The organism is Cellulomonas cellasea (assembly GCF_006538745.1).
GTDB classification, from domain to species: domain Bacteria; phylum Actinomycetota; class Actinomycetes; order Actinomycetales; family Cellulomonadaceae; genus Cellulomonas_A; species Cellulomonas_A cellasea.
In genome coordinates, this window is the sequence record NZ_BJLR01000030.1 from 1 (window position 1) to 19,528 (window position 19,528).

The window sequence follows — 19,528 nt, forward strand, 5'->3', positions numbered from 1 at the left end:
GCCCGGCAGTCGGCGACCGCGGAGCCCGCGAGCACGAGCTGCGCCCCGACGGCGGTGGACTCGAGGTCGCGCAGCGGCCGTCCCCCGGGCGGGCAGCAGCCGTGGTCGTCGCAGTCGAGCGCGAGGTACCCGTCGGCGGTCACCACCCAGACGGCGACGTCGGACAGGCCCGCGGCCGCGGCCTCGCGGAAGTGCTCGGCGGCGGCCCGGGCGCCGGGCGGACGGCCGGGCGCACGCGGGTCGTGCGCGGTGTAGAGGACGAGCACGGCCCGCTCGGCGCCGTCCGCGTCGAGGTGCGCGACGAGCCCGCGGGCGACCTGCGGGCCGTGGACGACGTCGCCGAGGTCGGCGAGGTCGACACGGGCGACGAGGCCGATGCGGCCGCGGGGTGGCCGCAGGCTCACCGCGACGGCGCTCTCGTGCGGCCGGAACCCCAGCTGGTGCGGAAGGTAGGCGAGCATCTCCCGGGGCTCGCTGACCCGGATCGTGGTCGTGTCCATCCCCGTACCCAAGCCGGCCCGGCCCTTCGCCGGGGGACGCACCGGTGCGCCTGTGGACCGCCCGACGACAGCGTGGCGCTGTGGTCGCCTCGCGGCGTGCGGGGTCCGCGCAGCCGGACGACGTTGGTTACGGTGTGCGCGTGCTCCGCCCTCCCCTCGCTCGACGTGCGTGCACCGCGCTCGTGCCGACCCTCGTCGCGGTCGGGGCGCTCGCGGGGTGCACGACGGCGGCCGACCCGGCACCCAGCCCCACCGCCGGGGCGAGCGTCGCGGCGTCGAAGCCGTCCCCGACCGAGCCGCTGCTCACCGCCGGGCCCGACACCGGCTCCGCGGTTGGTCGTGTCGTCGAGGGCTTCCCGACCGACCTCGTGACCGTGCCGGCCGACGCGGAGGTCCTCGTGTCGTCGGCCCAGCCGCCCGACGCCGCCGGGCTGCGCGAGATCAGCCTCAACCTGCGCAGCCCGCAGGACGCCGCGGCGCTGCTCGACGGCGTCCGGGCGACGGTGCTGGCCGCCGGCTTCGCGGAGACGGCCGGGACGGCGGCCGAGCCGGGCCTCGCTGCGCACGCGGCGTTCAGCCGCAGCGAGGGCCAGGAGATCGTCATCGTCGGCGTGCTCGACCGCGACGGGGTACGGACGCTGACGCTCGGCGGACGGGTGCGCACCGCCTCGTGAGCGCACCTAGGCTGCCCGCGTGACCGCTTCTCCCTCCCTCGTCGACGTCGAGGACGTCCGCAGCCGCGTCGACGCCGCGCTCCGCCTGCACGTCGAGGACCTCCGGCCGAGCCTCGCAGCGTCGAGCGTCGACGCCGACCGGCTCGCCGGGGCCGTCGAGCAGATGCTCAGCGGCGGAAAGCGGCTGCGCGCCGCGTTCTGCTACTGGTCCTGGCGCGCGCACGGCGGGGTCCCGGGGACGGCGCGCGAGCAGGTCGTCGTCCAGGTCGGCGCCGCGCTCGAGCTGTTCCAGGCGGCCGCGCTCTTCCACGACGACGTGATGGACGACTCGGACACCCGGCGCGGGCTGCCGGCGGCGCACCGCACGTTCGCGTCGCTGCACGAGGACGCGGGCTGGTCCGGTGACGCGCGGCGCTTCGGCGAGTCGTCCGCGATCCTGCTCGGGGACCTCGCGCTCGTGCGCAGCGAGCACGTGTTCTCCCGGGCGCTCGACCCCGAGCCGGCGGCGCTGCGCTCGCGCGTGCGCGGCGTGTTCGACCTCATGCGCACCGAGGTCACGGTCGGTCAGTACCTCGACGTGCTGGCCCAGGCCCTCCCGTGGGGCGAGGACCCGCGCGCCGACGAGCAGCGCGCACGCGAGGTCATCCGGTCCAAGTCCGCGCGCTACAGCGTCGAGCACCCGATCGTCCTGGGGGCCGCGCTCGCGGAGGCCGACGACGACGCGCTCGCGGCGTGCCGGTCCGTCGGGCTCCCCCTCGGCGAGGCGTTCCAGCTCCGCGACGACCTGCTCGGGGTCTTCGGCGACCCGGCGGCGACCGGCAAGCCCGCGGGCGACGACCTGCGCGAGGGCAAGCGGACGGTGCTCGTCGCCCGCGCGATGGCGCGGGCGCTCGAGTCCGGGGACGACGGGACGGTCGCCCGGCTCGGGGCCGAGCTCGGGGTCCGCGACCTGTCGGACGAGCGGGTCGCCGCGCTGGCTGCCGCGATCGCCCGCACGGGTGCGCCGGGCGACGTCGAGCGGCTCATCGACGAGCTCGCGGGCGACGCGTTCGCGACGCTCGACCGGCTCCCGCTGCACGAGCCCGGGCGGACCTACCTCGTGCGGCTCGCGCACGCGGCGGTCGACCGCCGGGCCTGAACCGGCCCGGCCGCGCCGCGCACCGGCGTCAGAGCAGCGCCTGGGCCTGCCGGCGCACCGCGGTCTTGTGACCCGTGCGCAGCGCCTCGATGGGTGTCGCGCCGAGCAGGTCGTCGTGCGTGAACAGCCAGGCGACGGCCTCCTCGTCGTCGAAGCCCGCGTCGGACAGCAGCGTGAACGTCCCCTGCAGCGCCGCGAGCACCGTCCACTCCGGGGCGTCCGGTCCGGTGGCCTCGCGTGACGGCGCGGACGGGTTGGCGAGGTGGCTCGGCACGAGGAACGCCTCGGGGACCGACAGGACCCGCGGGTCGCCGCGGCGGACCGCAGCGAGCCGGCCCTCCTGCAGCAGCCGGCGGACCTTGCCCACGTCGAGGCCCAGGCGCTCCGCAACGTCCGGGAGCGTGAGCCAGGAACCGACGATCTGGTCGAGTGGTGTGGATTCAGTCACCGCCACAGGGTACGCACCCCGGAGATCACCCGGATGCGCGGGAATGACAATGCCGTAATTCCGGCACGGCGCTTTCGCCGGTGCATTCCCTGCGTTACGTTCGCAGTCAAGTCACACGAGTCACACAGGCACCATCCATCACATCTGCCACACGAGGTCGACATGACGCAGCACGCCACCGCCCCGTCCGCCGCGCCCCGCCCGCGCACGGTCGACGCGCGGCCCCGCCCGCAGCGCATCGACCCCCGGCTCGTGCGTCGCGTGGGCACCGGCACCGGTGCGACGCTCGTGCTGGCCGCCGCCGCGGTCGCCGCGTCGGCGAGCGCCGCGCACGCCGACGAGCAGTACACCGTCCGCAGCGGCGACACCGTGAGCCACATCGCGACGCGCACCGGCACGACGGTCGCCGCGCTCGCCCGCGCCAACTCCCTCGCCGACGCCTCGCACATCCGCATCGGTCAGCGGCTCGTCATCCCGACGGGCGCGACGGCGGCGGCGGCCCCCGCGGCGGCGCCCGCACCCGCCGCCGCCCCGGCCGGGACGCACACGGTCGCGCGCGGCGAGACCGTCTCGCACGTCGCGAAGCGCTACGGCACGACGGTGGCCGCGGTCGTGAGCGCGAACGGGCTCGACGCCCGGGCGTTCGTCCGCGCGGGCCAGACGCTCACGATCCCCGGTGCCGGTGCTCGACCGGCGGCGCCCGCGCCCGCCGCACCCGCCGCGCCAGCCCCTGCGGCGGCGGGCACGCACACCGTCGCGTCCGGCGAGACGGTCTCGAGCATCGCGAAGCGCTACGGCACCACGGTCCAGGCGATCGTCGGCGCGAACGGCCTCGACCGGCGCGCGTTCATCCGCATCGGCCAGAAGCTCACCGTCCCCGGCGCCGCGGCACCCGCCGCCGCCCCGACCGCGCAGCTCGTCGGGAACACCTTCGCCGGCCGCACGTACTCGAGCCCGGTCGTGGCCGCCGCCAACGCGAACAAGGCGACGCTGCTCGCGGCCGGCGTCCCGTCCCGCGCCGAGATGCAGGCGAAGGTCGCGGCGACCGCGCGCTCGATGGGGGTCGACGCCGCGCTCGCGCAGGCCGTCGCGTTCCAGGAGTCGGGCTTCAACCACACGTCCGTGTCCCCCGCGAACGCCATCGGCACGATGCAGGTCATCCCGTCCTCCGGGGAGTGGGCGTCCCAGCTCGTCGGGCGCAGGCTCGACCTGCTCGACCCCGACGACAACGTCGTCGCGGGCGTCGCGATCCTGCGCTCCCTCGTGCGGACCAGCCCCGACCTGCCGACCGCGATCGCCGGGTACTACCAGGGGGCGTCGTCGGTGAAGCGCAACGGCATGTACGCGGACACGCGCCGGTACGTCGCCAACATCCAGACGCACATGACGCGCTTCCGCTGAGGCGCCGCCTCCACGATGTGAGGTCCCGGCGACCGTAGACTCACCCGCGTGGGAGCCACCGTCACCGATCCGCTCGTCGGCCGCCTGGTCGACGGGCGGTACGAGGTCGTCTCCCGGATCGCCCGCGGCGGCATGGCGACCGTCTACCTCGCCGTCGACCGGCGGCTCGACCGCGACGTCGCGCTCAAGGTCATGCACCCGCACCTCGCCGAGGGCGGCGCCGGCTCTGACTTCGTCGCGAGGTTCCGCCGGGAGGCCCGCGCCGCCGCCCGGCTGACGCACCCCGGCCTCGTGGGCGTGCTCGACCAGGGCGTCGACGGCGAGACCAGCTACCTGACGATGGAGTACGTCGACGGGACGAATCTGCGCCGCCACCTGGCCGAGCGCGGGGCGCTGACCGTCGGCGACGCGCTCGGCATCCTCGACCGCGTGCTCGACGCGCTGGGCGCCGCGCACCGCACCGGCCTCGTCCACCGGGACATCAAGCCCGAGAACGTCCTGATCGCGGTCGACGGGCGCGTCAAGCTCGCCGACTTCGGGCTCGCGCGCGCGGTGACCGAGGTGACGTCCACGACGACGGGCACGGTGCTCGGCACGGTCGCGTACCTCGCCCCCGAGCTCGTGACCCGCGGCGCGAGCGACGCGCGCACCGACGTGTACGCCGCCGGGATCCTGCTGTTCGAGATGCTCACCGGGCGCCAGCCGTTCACGGGCGAGACCCCGATCCAGGTCGCGTTCCAGCACGTCAACTCCGACATCCCGGCGCCGTCCGACCTCGTGCGCTGGCTGCCCGTCGAGGTCGACGAGCTCGTCACCGCGCTCGCCGCGCGCGAGCCCGAGGACCGGCCGGTGGACGCGGCCGCGGCGCTCGCGCAGCTGCGCCGGACGCGGGCGAGCCTCGACGCCCCGACGCTCGCCCGGGCCGCCGACGTCCCGCCGACCATCACGCTGCCGAGCGCGACCGACCCGCAGCCCGCGGAGGACGAGGACCTCGCCGCGGACGCGGGTGGCCCCGGCACCGCCCTGGCTGTCGACTCGACACGCCTCGAGGACGAGACGACGCGCCTCGACGTCAGCGAGGCCGGCCGCACCGTGGCGCTGCCGATCGGCACCGGGCTGCGCAGCACCGCGGTCACGGCGCCCGACGAGGACCGCACGGGCGGCGACCACGGCCCGCGTCGGCGGCGGCGCTGGCTCGTCGTCGCGTCGCTGCTCGTCCTCCTCGGCGGCGCGGGCGCGTGGTGGTACATGACCTCCGGCCCCGGCGCCTACACGCGCGTCCCCGACCTCATGAGCCTCACGCGCGACGAGGCGCTCGCGACGCTCGTCGAGCACGGGCTCGACGGCGAGGCCGTGGACGAGTTCGACAGCGACGCCCCGGTCGGCGCGGTGTTCGCGAGCGAACCCGCCGCCGGCGAGCGGATCCGCAAGGACGGGGCCGTGACGTTCTCCGTCTCCAAGGGCCCCGACCTCGTCGTCGTGCCTGCGGGCCTCGTCGGGGCGATGCAGGCGGACGCGGAGGCTGCGCTCGTCGCGGCCGGGCTCGTCGCCGAGTACGCCCCGGGCGAGGACCACTACGACGACAGCGCCCCGATCGGCTCGGTCCTCGAGGCGTCCGCCGAACCCGACCAGCAGATCGAGCGCGGCTCGCCCGTCGTCCTCACGCTGTCCGACGGCCCCGCGCCCGTGACGATCTTCTCGGTCGTCGGCGCGAGCGAGGACGAGGCCACCGCACAGCTCACCGACGCCGGGCTCCGGCCCGAGGCGGTCCCCGCGTGGTCCGACACCGCGCCCGCCGGCAAGGTCGTCGCCCAGGAGCCCAAGGCCGGGACCGCCGGGCACCGGACCGACACCGTGACGATCACCGTCTCGCAGGGCCCCGAGCCGATCGCCGTCCCGGACCTCACGGGCAAGCAGTTCGGCGAGGCGGAGGCCGCGCTCAAGGCGCTCGGGTTCGCCGTCAAGCGGGAGAACGTGCTCGGCGGGATCTTCGGCACCGTGCGCTCGCAGAGCACCCCCGCGGGCGAGAAGGTGCCGAAGGGCAGCACGATCACGCTCACCGTGGTCTGACACCTCGGACACCTCTGACCCCGCGCACGAGAACGGCGCGTGACCCGTCGGGTCACGCGCCGTCGTCACGGCCGGGGGCCGGACCTCACGCCTTGCGGAGCAGCTCCACGACCTGGAACGCGAGCTCGAGCGACTGCTGGTGGTTCAGGCGCGGGTCGACCAGCGTCTCGTAGCGCCGGCCGAGGCCCTCGTCGTCGATCTCCTCGGACCCGCCGAGCACCTCGGTGACGTCGTCGCCCGTGAGCTCGATGTGCAGGCCGCCCGGGACCGTGCCGAGCGCGCGGTGCACCTCGAAGAACCCGGCGACCTCGTCCATGACGTCCGAGAAGCGGCGCGTCTTGTACCCGCTGGCCGAGGTGATGCCGTTGCCGTGCATCGGGTCGCACACCCAGGTGACGGGTCGACCGTCGGCCGCGACCTTCTCGACGAGCGCCGGGAGCAGGTCCCGGATCTTGCCGGCGCCCATGCGCGTGATGAACGTGAGCCGACCCGGCTCGGCCGTCGGGTTGAGCTTGTCCATGAGCGCGAGGGCGTCGTCCCCGGTGCTCGTGGGCCCGAGCTTCACCCCGATCGGGTTCTGCACGCGCGAGAAGTAGTCGACGTGCGCGCCGTCGAGCTGACGTGTGCGCTCCCCGACCCACAGGAAGTGCGCCGAGCAGTCGTACGGCAGGCCCGTGCGCGAGTCGATCCGCGTGAGCGGCCGCTCGTAGTCGAGCAGCAGACCCTCGTGGCTCGAGTAGAAGTCGACCGTGCGCAGCGCGTCGAAGTCCGCGCCGCAGGCCGCCATGAAGCGGATCGCGCGGTCGATCTCCGCCGCGATCTCCTCGTAGCGCGCGTACGCCGGGTTCGCCGTGAAGCCGCGGTTCCACTCGTGCACGCGCAGCAGCGACGCGAAGCCGCCCGTCGTGAACGCGCGGATGAGGTTCAGCGTCGAGGCCGACGTGTGGTACGCCTCGAGCAGGCGCTCGGGGTTCGGCACACGGGCCTCGGGCGTGAACTCGTACCCGTTGATGATGTCGCCGCGGAACGCGGGCAGCGTCACCCCGTCGCGCGTCTCGGAGTCCGAGCTGCGCGGCTTGGCGTACTGGCCTGCCATGCGCCCCATCTTGATCACGGGCAGGCTCGCGCCGTACGTCAGCACGACCGCCATCTGCAGGATCGTCTTAATCTTGTTGCGGATGTTGTCCGCGGTCGCGTCGGCGAACGTCTCGGCGCAGTCGCCGCCCTGCAGCAGGAACGCCTCACCGCGGCCCGCGGCGGCGAGCTGGGCCCGCAGCGCGTCGGACTCCCCCGCGAACACGAGCGGCGGCACGGCGGACAGCCGGTCCGTGACCCGGGCGAGGTCGGCGGCGTCGGGCCAGCGCGGCTGCTGGGTCGCGACGAGCTCGCGCCAGTGGTCGAGCCCCGCGACGACCTGCGGGTCCGCCTCGACGGTCATGAGTGCCCGCCGGCCACGAGCGGCTGGCCGATGTCGGCGAGCAGCGCACCGAACCACTCCTGCGACACGTCGAACGCCTTGCCGCCCGCGATGCGGGGGAACGCGATGGCCTTGAGGCGGTCGCCGTCCTCCTCGTCGTGGCCGATGACGCCCGAGTCGCCCTTGAGCGCGGCCTCGACCGCGAAGTCCGTCATCGACTTGATGAGGCGCAGGTCCTCGGCGTTCGCCGCGGCGGCGCGCGAGTAGTAGCCCGACTTCTGGACCATGACCTTCTCGGCGCCGAGCTTCTCCGCGAACTGCTTCGCGAACCACTGGCCCGGGTTGATCGTGTCGAGCTTGACGTGGCCGAACGGGTCGCGCGGGACCTCGGCGCCCGACGCCTCGAGCTGCTCGACGATCTCGTGCATGCCCGCGCCCTCGGACAAGAAGATGTTGACGTTGCCCTGCTCGTCCATGATCGTCTTGAGACGCGCGGCCTCGGCGTCGATGTCCAGCGCGAGCTCGGGCAGGAAGACCGCGTGGATGTCCCAGCGCTCGCGCGTCAGGCCGAGGCTCGGGACCCACTCCTGGGCGTCGAGCCACCTGCGGTACTCCGCCGCCGCCGCCGCCGTGAGCCAGCCGCAGTGCCGCCCCATGACCTCGTGCACGATGAGCATACGGGGGCCCGAGCGGTGCTCGCCGATCACGTTCGCCGCGAACCCGGCGGCCTCCTCGGCCGCGGTCCACGCGCCGAGCGACTGCTTGATCGGGACGACGTCGTTGTCGATCGTCTTCGGGAGGCCGACGACCGTGAGGTGGTAGCCGTTCTCCTCGAGGAACGCCGCGAGGTCCGCCGCAGTCGTGTTGGTGTCGTCCCCGCCGATGGTGTGCAGGACGTCGACGCCGTCGGCCTTGAGCTGCTCGGCCGCGACGTGCAGCGGGTTCTGGCCCTCCTGGACCAGCCCGCGCTTGACGCAGTCCGCCGCGTTCGTGAGCTTGACGCGCGAGTTGCCGATCGGGGAGCCGCCGAAGCGGTGCAGGAGGCCGGCCTTCGCGCGGGCCTCGGCGTCGACGACGATCTTGTCGCCCCGCAGGAGCCCGTGGTAGCCGTGCTGGTAGGCGATGATCTCGATCTCGGGCGCGATCTCGGTGTACCGCTCGATGAGCCCACCGACGGCCGAGGACAGGCACGGGGCGAAGCCGCCTGCGGTCAGGAGCGCGACGCGACGAACCGACATGAGACACACCTCTCGTTGTTTCTGCACAGCTGGCGCCCACAGGGTGGGGCGTCCCGGTGGCCCGTCGTCGGGCCCAAGGTCCGGGTTCGTGACAACAGGTCTGGTGGAGCGGCGCCGTCGTCGGGAGACCCGGACGGCGACCGGCTCATCCTACTGACGGACCCGCGTCGCCCTCGGGCGGTCCCGGCACCTGGACGTCAGGTGCGGGGCGGCCACCCGGAGCCGTCGGGCCCGCGTCCGCGACGGGCGCCGCCGCGGGGTGACCGGTCGCGATGCGGGCCTTCTGCGTCGCCGCGTAGACGTCGACGTACTCCTGGCCGGACAGGCTCATGAGCGCGTACATGATCTCGTCGGTGACCGAGCGCAGGATGAACCGGTCGTTCTCCATGCCGCGGTACCGGCTGAAGTCGAGGGGCTCACCGATCACGACGCCGAGGCGCACCGGCTTGGGGATCACGCGCCCGAGCGGCTGCGCGACGTCGGTGCCCACCATGACGACGGGGACGACCGGAGCCCCGGACTCGAGCGCGAGGCGCGCGACGCCCGTCTTGCCGCGGTAGAGCCGGCCGTCGGGGCTGCGGGTGCCCTCGGGGTAGATGCCGAACAGCCCGCCGTCGCGCAGCCGGTTCAGCCCGGTCCGCAGCGCGGCCTCGCTCGCCTTGCCGCCCGAGCGGTCGACGGGGATGGTGCCGACGCCCCGGAAGAAGCCGGCCTTGAGGCGACCCTTGACGCCCGTCCCGGTGAAGTACTCGGACTTCCCGATGAACACGATCTCGCGGTCGAGCACGAGCGGCAGCACGAACGAGTCGATCACCGCGAGGTGGTTGCTCGCGAGGATCGCGGCGCCCTCGCTCGGCACGTTCTCCGCACCGCGGACCCAGGGACGGAACACGAGGTGCAGGAGCGGACCCACCATGACCCGCTTCATCAACCAGTAGAACAAGCTGCCACCTCTCGACCACGCCACCCGGGGATGTCCCGCGCGGCCCGCACCGCATGTCCGACTCTAGAGTGCTCTCATGGCCGCACGCCCGGACGACCCCGACGACGCCGTCCCCGAGCCCGGGACCGTTCCCGGCACCGCGGAGGGCACCGGTCCCGCCGCACCGGAGCCCGTCCCGGACGAGCCCCGCGAACCCACCGACGACGAGCGCTGGGCGGCGATCGTCGCCGACCTGACCGGCGGGAACGACCCGGTGGGCGGCACGTCCGGTCCCACGAGCACGACCGGGGCGACCACGGGTCCCGCCGTAACCTACCCCGTCGCCCCGGGGGTCCCGGACCCCCGCGTCATCCGTCCGGCGGCCGACGACGCGGAGCGCGAGCGGCCGGCACCGCCCGAGCTCACCGGACGGTCGTGGGACGGCACCACCCAGATGGACGCGGCCGACGCGGCGGACGAGGCCGAGGAGCACTTCGTCGCGCCCGACCCCGGCCCGGTGCTGGGCGGCGACCCGCTGCTGACGATGGCGTGGTTCGCGGCGGGCGGGATGCCGGTGCTGCTGCTCGTCGTCGTCGTCGCGTGGCCTTCGGCGCCCGCGGCGCTCATCCAGGCGGCCGCGGTCGTGTTCGTGCTCGGCGTCGCGGCGCTGCTCTGGCGGATGCCGCACCGGCGCGACGACGCGGACGACGACACGGGCGCCGTCGTCTGACCGACGCGGCCCGTCCGGCGCGCAGGGGCCTCGCGACCCCCGCGCGCCGGTGTCAGGAGCGGGGCGGTGTCAGAAGCGGGCGAGGTCCGCGGCGCCGACGATCCCGGCGTCGTTGCCCATCGCCGCGAGCTCGATGCGCGCCTCGGGGCGGTAGCCGCGCGCGGACAGCTGCTCGCCGAACGCCTGGCGTGCGGGCGCGAGGAGCAGGTCGCCCGCCGCGCCGACGCCACCGCCGACCACGATGAGCTCGGGGTCGAGCAGGGCGGCGACCGACGCCGAGCCCTCCCCGATCCACCGGCCGAGCTCGGTGAACAGCTCGACGGCGAGCGGGTCGCCCTCCTGGGCGGCGTCGGTCACGTGCGGGCCGATGAGCTTCTCGGCGTCGCCGCCCGCGAGCTCGAGCAGGCGCACGGCGCGCTCGGGCTGGGTGATGACGGCGGCCTGCGCGTCGCGCACGAGCGCGCTGCCGGACGCGTACTGCTCCCAGCACCCCTCGTGGCCGCAGCCGCAGTAGTGCCCGCCCGGGACGACGCGCATGTGCCCGACCTCGGCAGCCACGCCCCACGCGCCGCGGACGAGCTGCCCGCCGATCATGATGGCCCCGCCGAGGCCCGTGCCGACCGTGAGCATGAGCATGTCGTCGACGTCGCGGCCGACCCCGAACCGGAACTCGGCCCAGCCGGCAGCGTTCGCGTCGTTCTCGACGACGATGCGCACGTCGGGCCCGACGAGCTCCGCCACGCGGTCGCGCAGCGGGTAGTTGCGCCACGCGAGGTTCGGCGCGAACAGCACCCCGGACCGGTCGGAGGCGACGAAGCCGGCGGCCGCGAGGCCGATGGCGCCCACCTCGTAGGACTCGGACAGCTCGGCGTAGATCTCGGCGATCGCGCGGTCGATGCTCCCGGCGTCGTCGGGCTGCGTGGCCCGGCGGGTCTGGGCCAGGATCGTGCCGTCCTCGTCGACCACGCCGGCCGCGATCTTGGTCCCGCCGATGTCCACACCGATCGCGTGCATGTCCGTCCTTGCTCCTGGGATCGTCGTCCGCCGAACTGTGCGCCGGCCTGCGCGGGGCGCCCGACGGACGCCTGCGGCAGCGCGCCGGCTGCTGCGCGACAACCGTGCCGTACCGGGCGCACGGGTGCGAGCCCACGCTAGCGCGCCCGGCACGGGTGACCCGCACCCGTCCCGCCGTCGGCGCCCCGTCCGGGTGAGGTCCGAGGACCCGTGCGGCGCGGCGCACACGGGCACGACCCTAGCCAGCGCGAATGTGACCGGTCAGTACCAAAGTCCCGGTATCGTGCGACGAACCCCCGTCGCCCTACTGTCACTGGAGCCAGCATGGACGAGATCCACACTCCCGCGCTCGTCGAGGCCAGGCCCGACGAGAACCTCAACGACCTGCTCGCGGCGCGGGTCGCGGCGACGCCCGACCGCCCGCTGATCGAGATCAAGTCCCCCGGCGACGGCCCGTGGATCCCGCTGACGGCACGCGCGTTCGACGCCGAGGTCGTCGCGCTCGCCAAGGGTCTCGTCGCGCGCGGCGTCCAGCCCGGCGACCGCGTCGGCATCATGTCGCGGACGCGGTACGAGTGGACGCTGCTCGACTGGGCGACGTGGGCCGCGGGTGCGGTGCCCGTGCCCGTCTACGAGACGTCGTCCGCCGAGCAGGTCCTGTGGATCCTCACCGACGCGGACGTCTCGCTGCTCGTCGTCGAGTCGGCCGACCACGCCGCGACCGTCGCCGAGGTCCGCGCGGACGCGCCGAACCTGCGCGAGGTGCTCGTCCTCGACGACGGTGCCGTCGAGACGCTCGTCGCGGGCGGGACGGGCACCGACGACGCCGAGATCGTCCGCCGCCGCGCGCTCGCCGACCTCGACGACGTCGCGACGATCATCTACACGTCCGGGACGACCGGCCGCCCCAAGGGTGCGCGGCTGACGCACGGGAACTTCAGCGTGCTGACGCGCAACGCGGTCGAGGGGCTCGACGAGGTCGTCTCGACGCCCGGCGCCCGCACGCTGCTGTTCATGCCGCTCGCGCACGTCTTCGCGCGGTTCGTCGAGGTGCTGTGCATCCCCGCGGGCGCGGTGCTCGGCCACACGCCGGACACGAAGAACCTGCTCGCGGACCTCGCGTCGTTCCAGCCGACCTTCATCCTCTCGGTCCCCCGCGTCTTCGAGAAGGTCTACAACTCCTCGGAGCAGAAGGCGGCTGCGGGCGGCAAGCTCAAGGTGTTCCGCTGGGCCGCGGCCACGTCGATCGCGTACTCCCGTGCGACCGAGACGGCCGGCGGCCCCGGGCTGGGCCTCACGCTCCAGCACAAGGTCGCGGACGTGCTCGTCTACAAGAAGCTCCGGCACGCGCTCGGCGGGCGGTGCGAGTGGGCGATCTCGGGCGGCGCGCCGCTCGGTGAGCGCCTCGGGCACTTCTACCGGGGCATCGGGTTCCGCGTGCTCGAGGGCTACGGCCTGACCGAGACGACCGCCCCGGCGACCGTCAACATGCCGGGCCGGACCAAGATCGGCACGGTCGGTCCCCCGCTGCCGGGCTGCGGCATCCGGATCCAGGAGGACGGCGAGATCGAGGTGAAGGGCCCGCACGTCTTCGCCGGGTACCACAACAACGACGCCGCGACGGCCGAGGCGTTCCACGACGGCTGGTTCCGGACCGGTGACCTCGGGTCGCTCGACGACGACGGCTTCCTGCGGATCACGGGCCGGAAGAAGGAGATCATCGTGACGGCGGGCGGCAAGAACGTCGCCCCCGCGGTGCTCGAGGACCGGCTCCGCAGCCACGCCCTCGTGAGCCAGGTCGTCGTCGTGGGCGACGCGCGCCCGTTCATCGGCGCCCTCGTGACGCTCGACGCCGAGGCGCTCCCGGGCTGGCTCAGCGCGCACGGGCACAAGGAGATGACCGTCGCCGAGGCCGCGCAGGACCCGGACGTGCTGGCCTCGATCGAGAAGGCCGTCGAGCGCGCCAACCGGGCCGTCTCGCGCGCCGAGTCCATCCGCAAGTACCGCATCCTCGACACCGACCTGACGATCGCCAACGGGTACCTCACGCCCAAGCTCAGCGTGCGCCGGGCCCAGGTCATCAAGGACTTCGCCGCGGAGATCGACGCGCTGTACGACTCGGCCCCCGCGGAGTGAGACGTCGCGCGCACGCCGGGTCCGCCCGGCGTGCGCGCGAGGTCCGCCGGCGGGCGGCTCTCGCCGGTCCGGCCACCCCGGCCTACCCGGCGTGGCGCAGGCGCAGCGGCGGCACGAGGCCGGACGCCGCGAGGACGTCGAGCGCGGTGCGCTCCTCCTCGACGAGGTCCACGGTGCGCACCGGGACCGTCAGGAACGTCACCACGCAGTCGGAGCACGCCGCCGGGCGCACCGTGCAGGCCTCGCAGTCGATCAGCATGCGGCGGACGCTAGCCGCGCACGCCGACACGGCGTCCGCCACCGTCCACAGCGGGTCGCCGCCGACCGCACCGGTGCAGCCCCAGCCGGCCGGTCCCCGTCGCGCGGTGTCACCTCGCGGTGTCACCGCCAGCTCAGAGCCGGGCCACCCGAGCGACGAGCGTCGCGGACGGCACGACGCGCGCCCCCGCCGCCTCGACGTCGTCGGCCACCTGCCGGTCGCTCGTCACCACGACGACGACCCGGCCGCGCGGCTCCGCGCCGACGAGCCGGCGGATCAGGTCGTCGGCGATCTCCCCGACCGAGAACAGCACGCGCACGCCGCGCGCCCCGCCGCCCGAGGGCCGCGGTCCCTCCTGCCCGTCGAAGCAGCACGTGATCTCGGCGCCGGTCCGGCCCGCGACGTTCGCGAGCGCGTCGACGAGCCGACGTCGCTGCTCGGCCAGGCTCAGGCTCGGCCACGCCGCCTTCGACACGTTGTAGCCGTCGACCACGAGGTGCGCGTGCGGCAGCGCCAGCAGGTCGTCGAGCAGCGCGGGGTCGCTCGCCGCGCGCCCCCGGGACGTCGCACGCTCGGCGGGCACGGGAGCGGGCGTGCCGACGAGGTCGGCGGGACGGTCGCCGACGGGCGGCAGCGCGAGCTCGGCGCGCAGGCCCTGGCCGGCGTCGACCAGCGTGTCGAGCAGGAGCCGCACGCGGACCCCGGCGAGGTCGCGCGCGACGCGGGCCTCCTGACGCACCTGGGCCCGCTCGGCCCCTGCGGCCCGCCGCAGCGCGTGCGCGGTCTCGAGCGCCTCGTCCGCCGCGGCACGGGCGGCCGTCGCCTGCGCCAGGACGTCCGCCGCCTCCGCGGCCACACGCCGGGCCTCACTGCGGGCACGGTCGGCGTCCGAGCGGAGCCTGCGCTGCTCCCTCCGGAGCGTGGCGGCGTCCTCCTCGGCCCGCTCGGCACGCGCCCGCGCCTCCCCGAGCTGCGCGGTCAGCACGGTCGCGCGGTCCTCCGCCTGCCGCAGCGCATCGAGGGCACCGGCGAGCGCGCCCCCGGGGTCGTCGCCTTCCGGCTCGGCGGCCAGCTCCTCCGCGGCCTCGGCGACCACGTCGGCCCAGCCGGCCGGCCGCAGCAGCCAGGCCCCCACCGCCACGTCGAGGGGCACGGCGGCCACGTGCGCCCCGGTCGCGTCGCCGGTAGGCGCCGGCGGCTCCGCGCCGGGCGAGGACGCGGCGAAGCCCGCCTCCGCCGGCACGCCGTCGTCGCCCTGCTCCGCCGAGGAGCCCCGGCCGAGCCGGGCCGCGACGTCCGGCCGAGCACCCGCCCACACGCGGGCGACCCGCGCCCGGAACGCCGCGTCGCCCTCGAGCGCGGACCACAGCGGGAGGGCGCCCGCCGACGCCCGCCGGCGCGGCGCGAACCGCTGGACCTGGCGCAGCGTCGCCGGGACGTCCGCGGGCTCGACGGTCGAGAGCACCTCGGCGGCGAGCCGCACGAGCACGGCGCGCACGGCGTCGGGAACCGTAGGACCCAGCTGTCCCGGTGCGTCGGCCATGCGCCCACCCTAGGCACCGGCGCGCCTGCGGCCGGTCGGGCCCGGTCGTGTCGGTCCCGGCGGTTAGCGTCCACGCCATGCAGCAGCACGACCGCCCCGCCGCGCGCCGGGTCACCCGGGTGGACCTGGCGCCGCCGCTGCAGGGCCGGCCCGTCCAGCTCACGCTCGACGAGCTCGGGACACCGCTGTCGGACGTCACGTTCGTCGTCGTCGACCTCGAGACGACGGGCTCGGTCCCCGGCACGAGCGCGATCACCGAGATCGGCGCCGTGAAGGTGCGGGGCGGCGAGGTCCTCGGGGAGTTCCAGACGCTCGTCGACCCGGGCGGCCCGGTCCCCGCGTTCATCTCGGTGCTCACCGGCATCACGACGTCGATGGTCGTCGGCGCCCCGCGCATCGAGGAGGTCCTGCCGAGCTTCCTCGAGTTCGCGCGCGGCACCGTGCTGGTCGCGCACAACGCGCCGTTCGACGTCGGCTTCCTCAAGGCGGCGGCCGTGCAGACCGGGCACGCGTGGCCGGGGCACCAGACGGTCGACACGGTGCGGCTCGCACGCCGCGTGGTGACCCGCGACGAGGCACCGAACCACAAGCTGAGCACGCTCGCGGCGCTCTTCGGCGCGGCCGTCACGCCGAACCACCGCGCGCTGTCCGACGCGCGCGCGACCGTCGACGTGCTGCACGCACTCCTCGCCCGTCTGGCCCCGCTCGGCATCACGCACCTCGAGGACCTCGCGACCGCGACCGACCCGGTGCCGTCGGACGTGCGACGCAAGCGGCACCTCGCCGACGGTCTCCCCGACGGCCCCGGCGTCTACATGTTCGTGGGCCCGCGCGAGGAGATCCTGTACGTCGGGACCTCGACGTCGCTGCGCACGCGCGTGCGCAGCTACTTCACCGCGGCCGAGAAGCGCTCGCGCATGGTCGAGATGGTCCGCGTCTCCGAGCGCGTGCACCCCGTCCCGTGCGCGACGACGCTCGAGGCCCGGGTCCGCGAGCTCCGGCTCATCGCCGAGCACTCCCCGCGCTACAACCGCCGCTCACGCTTCCCCGAGCGCATGCCGTGGGTCCACCTCACCGTCGAGCCGTACCCGCGGCTGTCGGTCGTGCGCGAGGTGCGCGCCCCCGCCTCCCCCGCCCCGGACGGCCACGAGCCCGCGTACATCGGGCCCTTCGCCTCGCGCGGGGCCGCCCAGTCCGCGATCGACGCGCTGCACGAGACGTTCCCCGTGCGCCAGTGCAGCGGACGCCTGCCGCTGCGTGCCGCACTCGGGGCGGTCGCGTGCGCGCTCGCCGAGATGGGCCGGTGCGGGGCACCGTGCACGGGCCGGTCGTCCCCCGAGCAGTACGCGGACGTCACTGCGGCGGTCCGCGCGGCGATGGTCGGCGACCCGTCCCCGGTCGTCCGGGCCCACGCGACGCGCATCGGTCGCCTCGTCACGCAGGAGCGGTTCGAGGAGGCGGCCGTCGTCCGCGACCGGCTCGCCGCGTTCCTGCGCGGGGCCGCTCGCGCGCAGCGGCTCGCACCGCTCGCGAGGTGCCCCGAGCTCGTGGCGGCGCGCCGGGCGGACGCCGGCGGCTGGGAGGTCGTGCTCGTCCGGTACGGGCGCCTCGCCGGTACCGCAACGGTGCCCCGCGGGGTCGACCCGTGGCCGGTCATCGAGTCGCTGCGGCTGTCCGGCGAGGAGGTCGCCGCACCCGCCGCACCGGCGCCCGCGTGCCACCCCGAGGAGGCCGACCTCGTGCTGGCCTGGCTCGACCAGCCCGGCGTGCGGCTCGTGCTCGCGCCCGAGGGCTGGACGTGCCCGGTCGGCGGCGCGCAGGCGTACGCGGACCCGGCGAGCACCGCGGGGCGCGTCGCGGCCTACCTCGCGCACGACCTCGAGACCGCGGCCGCGGTCGGCGCCCCGGGGGCGTCCGCGCTCGCGGCACCCCCCGGTCCCGAGACCCTCGGCGCGGGGTCCACCGGCGCGGCATGATGGCGGGATGCTGACCGCCATCGTCCTCATCGACACCGACGCCGCTCGCATCCCCGAGGTCGCCGCGGCGATCGCCGACGTCCCCGGCGTGAGCGAGGTGTACTCGGTCACCGGCGAGGTCGACCTCATCGCGCTCGTCCGGGTGCGCGAGCACGAGGCCCTCGCCGACGTCATCGCCGACCAGGTGAGCAAGGTCGAGGGCGTCCTGCGCACGCAGACGTACATCGCGTTCCGCGCCTACTCCAAGCACGACCTCGAGCAGGCCTTCGACCTCGGCATCGAGGACTGACGCCGAGGGACGACGGCTCCGGGCCTTCCGTCGGGCACGGCGGTGCCCGGACGTGCCCGGGCGACGCTCAGACCGCCGCGGCCCGCCAGCGCTCGAGCACCGCAGCCGCCGCCCCGTCGTCGACCGCGCGGCGCGCGAGCTCCATGCCCGCGCGCAGCCGCTCGACGAGCGGACCCTCGCCTGTGCCGGGCAGCGTCCCGTCGGCGACGATCCCCGCCGCGGCGTTGAGCAGGACCGTCTCGCGCGACGCGACCGGCTCGCCCGCCAGGACCTGCCGCACGACGCCGGCGTTGAACGCGGCGTCCTCCCCGCGCAGGTCAGCGATCGTGACGGGCGTCAGACCGAGGTCGGCGGCCGGGTCCAGCCGGTGCTCGACGACGTCGCCGGCGCGCACCTCCCACACCCGGGCGGGACCGGTCGGCGCGAGCTCGTCCAGCCCGTCGTCACCGCGGAACACCAGCGCGCTCGAGCCCCGCGCGGCGAGCACGCCCGCCACGAGGCCGGCCATCCGGGCGTCGGCCACCCCGATCGCGCTCGCGGCGGGCTGCGCCGGGTTCGTCACGGGCCCGAGGAAGTTGAACGCGGTGGCGATGCCGAGCTCGCGGCGGACGACCGCGGCGTGCCGCATCGACGGGTGGAAGACCTGCGCGAAGCAGAACGTGATGCCGACCTCGGTCACGAGCCCGGCGACCCGCTCGACGGGCTGGTCGAGCCGGATGCCGAGCGCCTCGAGCACGTCCGCGGAGCCCGACGACGACGACGCCGCCCGCCCGCCGTGCTTCACGACGCGCAGGCCCGTACCCGCGATGACGATCGCGGCCATCGTCGAGATGTTGACGGTGTGCGTGCGGTCGCCGCCGCTGCCGACGATGTCGACCGACCGGCCGGGGACGGTGAAGCGGTGCGCGTTCGCGAGCATGACGTCGGCGAGCGCACGGAACTCCTCGACCGTCTCGCCCTTGCTGCGCAGCCCGACCAGGAACGCCGAGACCCGCGCGGGCGAGGCGCCGCCGGCCATGATCTCGCCCATCGCCCAGGCGGCCTGCTCGCGCGTCAGGTCACGGCCCTGGACCAGGGCCGTGAGCAGGTCGGACCAGGTGTGCTCCCCGCTCATCCGGCGCTCGCCGCGGCACCGACCAGCTCGGCCACGACGCGCTGGACGTCGATCGGGTCGAGCGGCCGGCTGAGCACGGCGTCGGCCTGCGACCACGACGCGAGCCACGCGTCCTGGGGGCGGCCGGTGAGCAGCAGGATCGGGGGGCAGCGGAAGATCTCGTCCTTGAGCTGGCGGGCGATGCCCATGCCGCCGGCCTTCGCCGCCTCGCCGTCGAGCACGAGCAGGTCGAACCCGCCGCCGTCGACCTGGCTCAGGACCGCCGCGGGCGTCGCGACCTCGACCCAGGCGATGTCGGGGGCGCCGCGGCGCAGGCGGCGACCCACCGAGAGCAGCACCTGCTGGCGCGTGTCCACGTCGTCGCTGTAGAGGAGGATCCGGGGCGCGCGCTCGCGCTCGTCCGTCGCGTCAGCTCCGTGCGGGTCGGCCGTGACCATGGTGCGTCCTCATTCGTCGTCGACGTGCGTGCTCCGGCATCTTGGCACGTCGGCGGCACCGCTGTGCAGGCTCGCCGCGCCCGTCCGTGCGCCGTCGTGCGGTCACCCGTCCGACGCGCGCGACACCGCGCGGACCCCGCGCCGTGACCGCACCGAAGTGACGCTGTGACATATACCGCTCCCCGCCGATGGGTCCAACGACCCATGCGCGAGCGTCATCAG

At 75.1% G+C, this 19,528-nt stretch carries 18 protein-coding genes; 8 read left to right on the forward strand and 10 right to left on the reverse strand.

The window, feature by feature from the left end:
• The coding region (locus CCE01nite_RS15300; RefSeq protein WP_141372654.1) for a DUF4192 family protein at positions 1 to 500 on the reverse strand (500 nt) is incomplete at its 3' end.
• 140 nt (positions 501 to 640) lie between these two features.
• On the opposite strand from CCE01nite_RS15300, the gene CCE01nite_RS15305 reads away from it, so the two are divergent.
• Positions 641 to 1,174, forward strand: coding sequence for a hypothetical protein (locus CCE01nite_RS15305; RefSeq protein ID WP_246056596.1), 534 nt, complete (start codon positions 641 to 643; stop codon positions 1,172 to 1,174).
• Positions 1,175 to 1,193: 19 nt separating this feature from the next.
• Positions 1,194 to 2,312, forward strand: a complete 1,119-nt coding sequence (locus CCE01nite_RS15310) for a polyprenyl synthetase family protein (protein WP_034633345.1) — start codon at positions 1,194 to 1,196, stop codon at positions 2,310 to 2,312.
• 28 nt (positions 2,313 to 2,340) lie between these two features.
• On the opposite strand, the gene CCE01nite_RS15315 is transcribed toward CCE01nite_RS15310, so the two are convergent.
• Positions 2,341 to 2,760, reverse strand: coding sequence for an Rv2175c family DNA-binding protein (locus CCE01nite_RS15315; RefSeq protein ID WP_034633356.1), 420 nt, complete (start codon positions 2,758 to 2,760; stop codon positions 2,341 to 2,343).
• Between the two features lie 162 nt (positions 2,761 to 2,922).
• On the opposite strand from CCE01nite_RS15315, the gene CCE01nite_RS15320 reads away from it, so the two are divergent.
• Positions 2,923 to 4,161, forward strand: a complete 1,239-nt coding sequence (locus CCE01nite_RS15320) for a LysM peptidoglycan-binding domain-containing protein (RefSeq protein WP_084142873.1) — start codon at positions 2,923 to 2,925, stop codon at positions 4,159 to 4,161.
• 48 nt (positions 4,162 to 4,209) lie between these two features.
• Positions 4,210 to 6,231, forward strand: coding sequence for a Stk1 family PASTA domain-containing Ser/Thr kinase (gene pknB / locus CCE01nite_RS15325; RefSeq protein ID WP_034633344.1), 2,022 nt, complete (start codon positions 4,210 to 4,212; stop codon positions 6,229 to 6,231).
• Positions 6,232 to 6,316: 85 nt separating this feature from the next.
• Here pknB and CCE01nite_RS15330 read toward each other — a convergent pair whose 3' ends face one another.
• The 3 genes from CCE01nite_RS15330 to CCE01nite_RS15340 form a co-directional block, all read right to left on the reverse strand.
• A complete protein-coding gene (locus tag CCE01nite_RS15330) occupies positions 6,317 to 7,669 on the reverse strand; it encodes a class II 3-deoxy-7-phosphoheptulonate synthase (protein WP_034633343.1) in 1,353 nt (450 codons plus the stop codon).
• Positions 7,666 to 8,886, reverse strand: a complete 1,221-nt coding sequence (locus CCE01nite_RS15335; RefSeq protein ID WP_034633341.1) for a pyrophosphate--fructose-6-phosphate 1-phosphotransferase — start codon at positions 8,884 to 8,886, stop codon at positions 7,666 to 7,668. The genes CCE01nite_RS15330 and CCE01nite_RS15335 overlap by 4 nt, the downstream gene beginning before the upstream one ends.
• 145 nt (positions 8,887 to 9,031) lie before the next feature.
• Positions 9,032 to 9,829: a lysophospholipid acyltransferase family protein gene (locus CCE01nite_RS15340; RefSeq protein WP_246056598.1), complete on the reverse strand. Its 798-nt coding sequence runs from the start codon at positions 9,827 to 9,829 to the stop codon at positions 9,032 to 9,034.
• 76 nt (positions 9,830 to 9,905) lie between these two features.
• On the opposite strand from CCE01nite_RS15340, the gene CCE01nite_RS15345 reads away from it, so the two are divergent.
• Positions 9,906 to 10,538: a hypothetical protein gene (locus CCE01nite_RS15345; RefSeq protein ID WP_052104355.1), complete on the forward strand. Its 633-nt coding sequence runs from the start codon at positions 9,906 to 9,908 to the stop codon at positions 10,536 to 10,538.
• A 69-nt stretch (positions 10,539 to 10,607) separates the two neighbouring features.
• On the opposite strand, the gene CCE01nite_RS15350 is transcribed toward CCE01nite_RS15345, so the two are convergent.
• A complete protein-coding gene (locus tag CCE01nite_RS15350) occupies positions 10,608 to 11,552 on the reverse strand; it encodes an ROK family glucokinase (RefSeq protein WP_034633337.1) in 945 nt (314 codons plus the stop codon).
• Positions 11,553 to 11,876: 324 nt separating this feature from the next.
• Between CCE01nite_RS15350 and CCE01nite_RS15355 the strand changes: the two genes are divergently transcribed.
• The gene (locus tag CCE01nite_RS15355; RefSeq protein WP_034633336.1) at positions 11,877 to 13,688 is read left to right on the forward strand and encodes an AMP-dependent synthetase/ligase; all 1,812 of its coding nucleotides are present in this window, start codon (positions 11,877 to 11,879) and stop codon (positions 13,686 to 13,688) included.
• Between the two features lie 82 nt (positions 13,689 to 13,770).
• Here CCE01nite_RS15355 and CCE01nite_RS21415 read toward each other — a convergent pair whose 3' ends face one another.
• Both CCE01nite_RS21415 and CCE01nite_RS15360 read right to left on the reverse strand, forming a co-directional pair.
• Complete coding sequence (locus tag CCE01nite_RS21415) at positions 13,771 to 13,947, reverse strand: hypothetical protein (protein WP_169744046.1); 177 nt, start codon at positions 13,945 to 13,947, stop codon at positions 13,771 to 13,773.
• A 133-nt stretch (positions 13,948 to 14,080) separates the two neighbouring features.
• Positions 14,081 to 15,490, reverse strand: a complete 1,410-nt coding sequence (locus tag CCE01nite_RS15360; protein ID WP_141372655.1) for an NYN domain-containing protein — start codon at positions 15,488 to 15,490, stop codon at positions 14,081 to 14,083.
• Between the two features lie 77 nt (positions 15,491 to 15,567).
• On the opposite strand from CCE01nite_RS15360, the gene CCE01nite_RS15365 reads away from it, so the two are divergent.
• Positions 15,568 to 17,466, forward strand: a complete 1,899-nt coding sequence (locus tag CCE01nite_RS15365; RefSeq protein ID WP_084142891.1) for a DEDD exonuclease domain-containing protein — start codon at positions 15,568 to 15,570, stop codon at positions 17,464 to 17,466.
• Between the two features lie 7 nt (positions 17,467 to 17,473).
• Positions 17,474 to 17,755, forward strand: a complete 282-nt coding sequence (locus CCE01nite_RS15370) for an Lrp/AsnC family transcriptional regulator (RefSeq protein WP_034633821.1) — start codon at positions 17,474 to 17,476, stop codon at positions 17,753 to 17,755.
• 67 nt (positions 17,756 to 17,822) lie between these two features.
• On the opposite strand, the gene trpD is transcribed toward CCE01nite_RS15370, so the two are convergent.
• Both trpD and CCE01nite_RS15380 read right to left on the reverse strand, forming a co-directional pair.
• Entirely contained in the window at positions 17,823 to 18,869 is a 1,047-nt protein-coding gene (gene trpD, locus CCE01nite_RS15375) for an anthranilate phosphoribosyltransferase (protein ID WP_034633823.1), read from the reverse strand.
• The gene (locus CCE01nite_RS15380; protein ID WP_034633826.1) at positions 18,866 to 19,306 is read right to left on the reverse strand and encodes a DNA-binding transcriptional response regulator; all 441 of its coding nucleotides are present in this window, start codon (positions 19,304 to 19,306) and stop codon (positions 18,866 to 18,868) included. The genes trpD and CCE01nite_RS15380 overlap by 4 nt, the downstream gene beginning before the upstream one ends.
• Positions 19,307 to 19,528 lie beyond the last annotated feature (222 nt).

Excerpts from the sequence above, each read along its gene's own strand:
- CCE01nite_RS15345 (WP_052104355.1), top strand. The coding sequence starts at position 9,906 with ATGGCCGCACGCCCGGACGACCCCGACGACGCCGTCCCCGAGCCCGGG.
- trpD (WP_034633823.1), bottom strand. The coding sequence starts at position 18,869 with ATGAGCGGGGAGCACACCTGGTCCGACCTGCTCACGGCCCTGGTCCAG.
- CCE01nite_RS15380 (WP_034633826.1), bottom strand. The coding sequence starts at position 19,306 with ATGGTCACGGCCGACCCGCACGGAGCTGACGCGACGGACGAGCGCGAG.
- CCE01nite_RS21415 (WP_169744046.1), bottom strand. The coding sequence starts at position 13,947 with ATGCTGATCGACTGCGAGGCCTGCACGGTGCGCCCGGCGGCGTGCTCC.
- CCE01nite_RS15335 (WP_034633341.1), bottom strand. The coding sequence starts at position 8,886 with ATGTCGGTTCGTCGCGTCGCGCTCCTGACCGCAGGCGGCTTCGCCCCG.
- CCE01nite_RS15370 (WP_034633821.1), top strand. The coding sequence starts at position 17,474 with ATGCTGACCGCCATCGTCCTCATCGACACCGACGCCGCTCGCATCCCC.
- CCE01nite_RS15320 (WP_084142873.1), top strand. The coding sequence starts at position 2,923 with ATGACGCAGCACGCCACCGCCCCGTCCGCCGCGCCCCGCCCGCGCACG.
- CCE01nite_RS15365 (WP_084142891.1), top strand. The coding sequence starts at position 15,568 with ATGCAGCAGCACGACCGCCCCGCCGCGCGCCGGGTCACCCGGGTGGAC.
- CCE01nite_RS15330 (WP_034633343.1), bottom strand. The coding sequence starts at position 7,669 with ATGACCGTCGAGGCGGACCCGCAGGTCGTCGCGGGGCTCGACCACTGG.
- CCE01nite_RS15350 (WP_034633337.1), bottom strand. The coding sequence starts at position 11,552 with ATGCACGCGATCGGTGTGGACATCGGCGGGACCAAGATCGCGGCCGGC.
- CCE01nite_RS15355 (WP_034633336.1), top strand. The coding sequence starts at position 11,877 with ATGGACGAGATCCACACTCCCGCGCTCGTCGAGGCCAGGCCCGACGAG.
- CCE01nite_RS15360 (WP_141372655.1), bottom strand. The coding sequence starts at position 15,490 with ATGGCCGACGCACCGGGACAGCTGGGTCCTACGGTTCCCGACGCCGTG.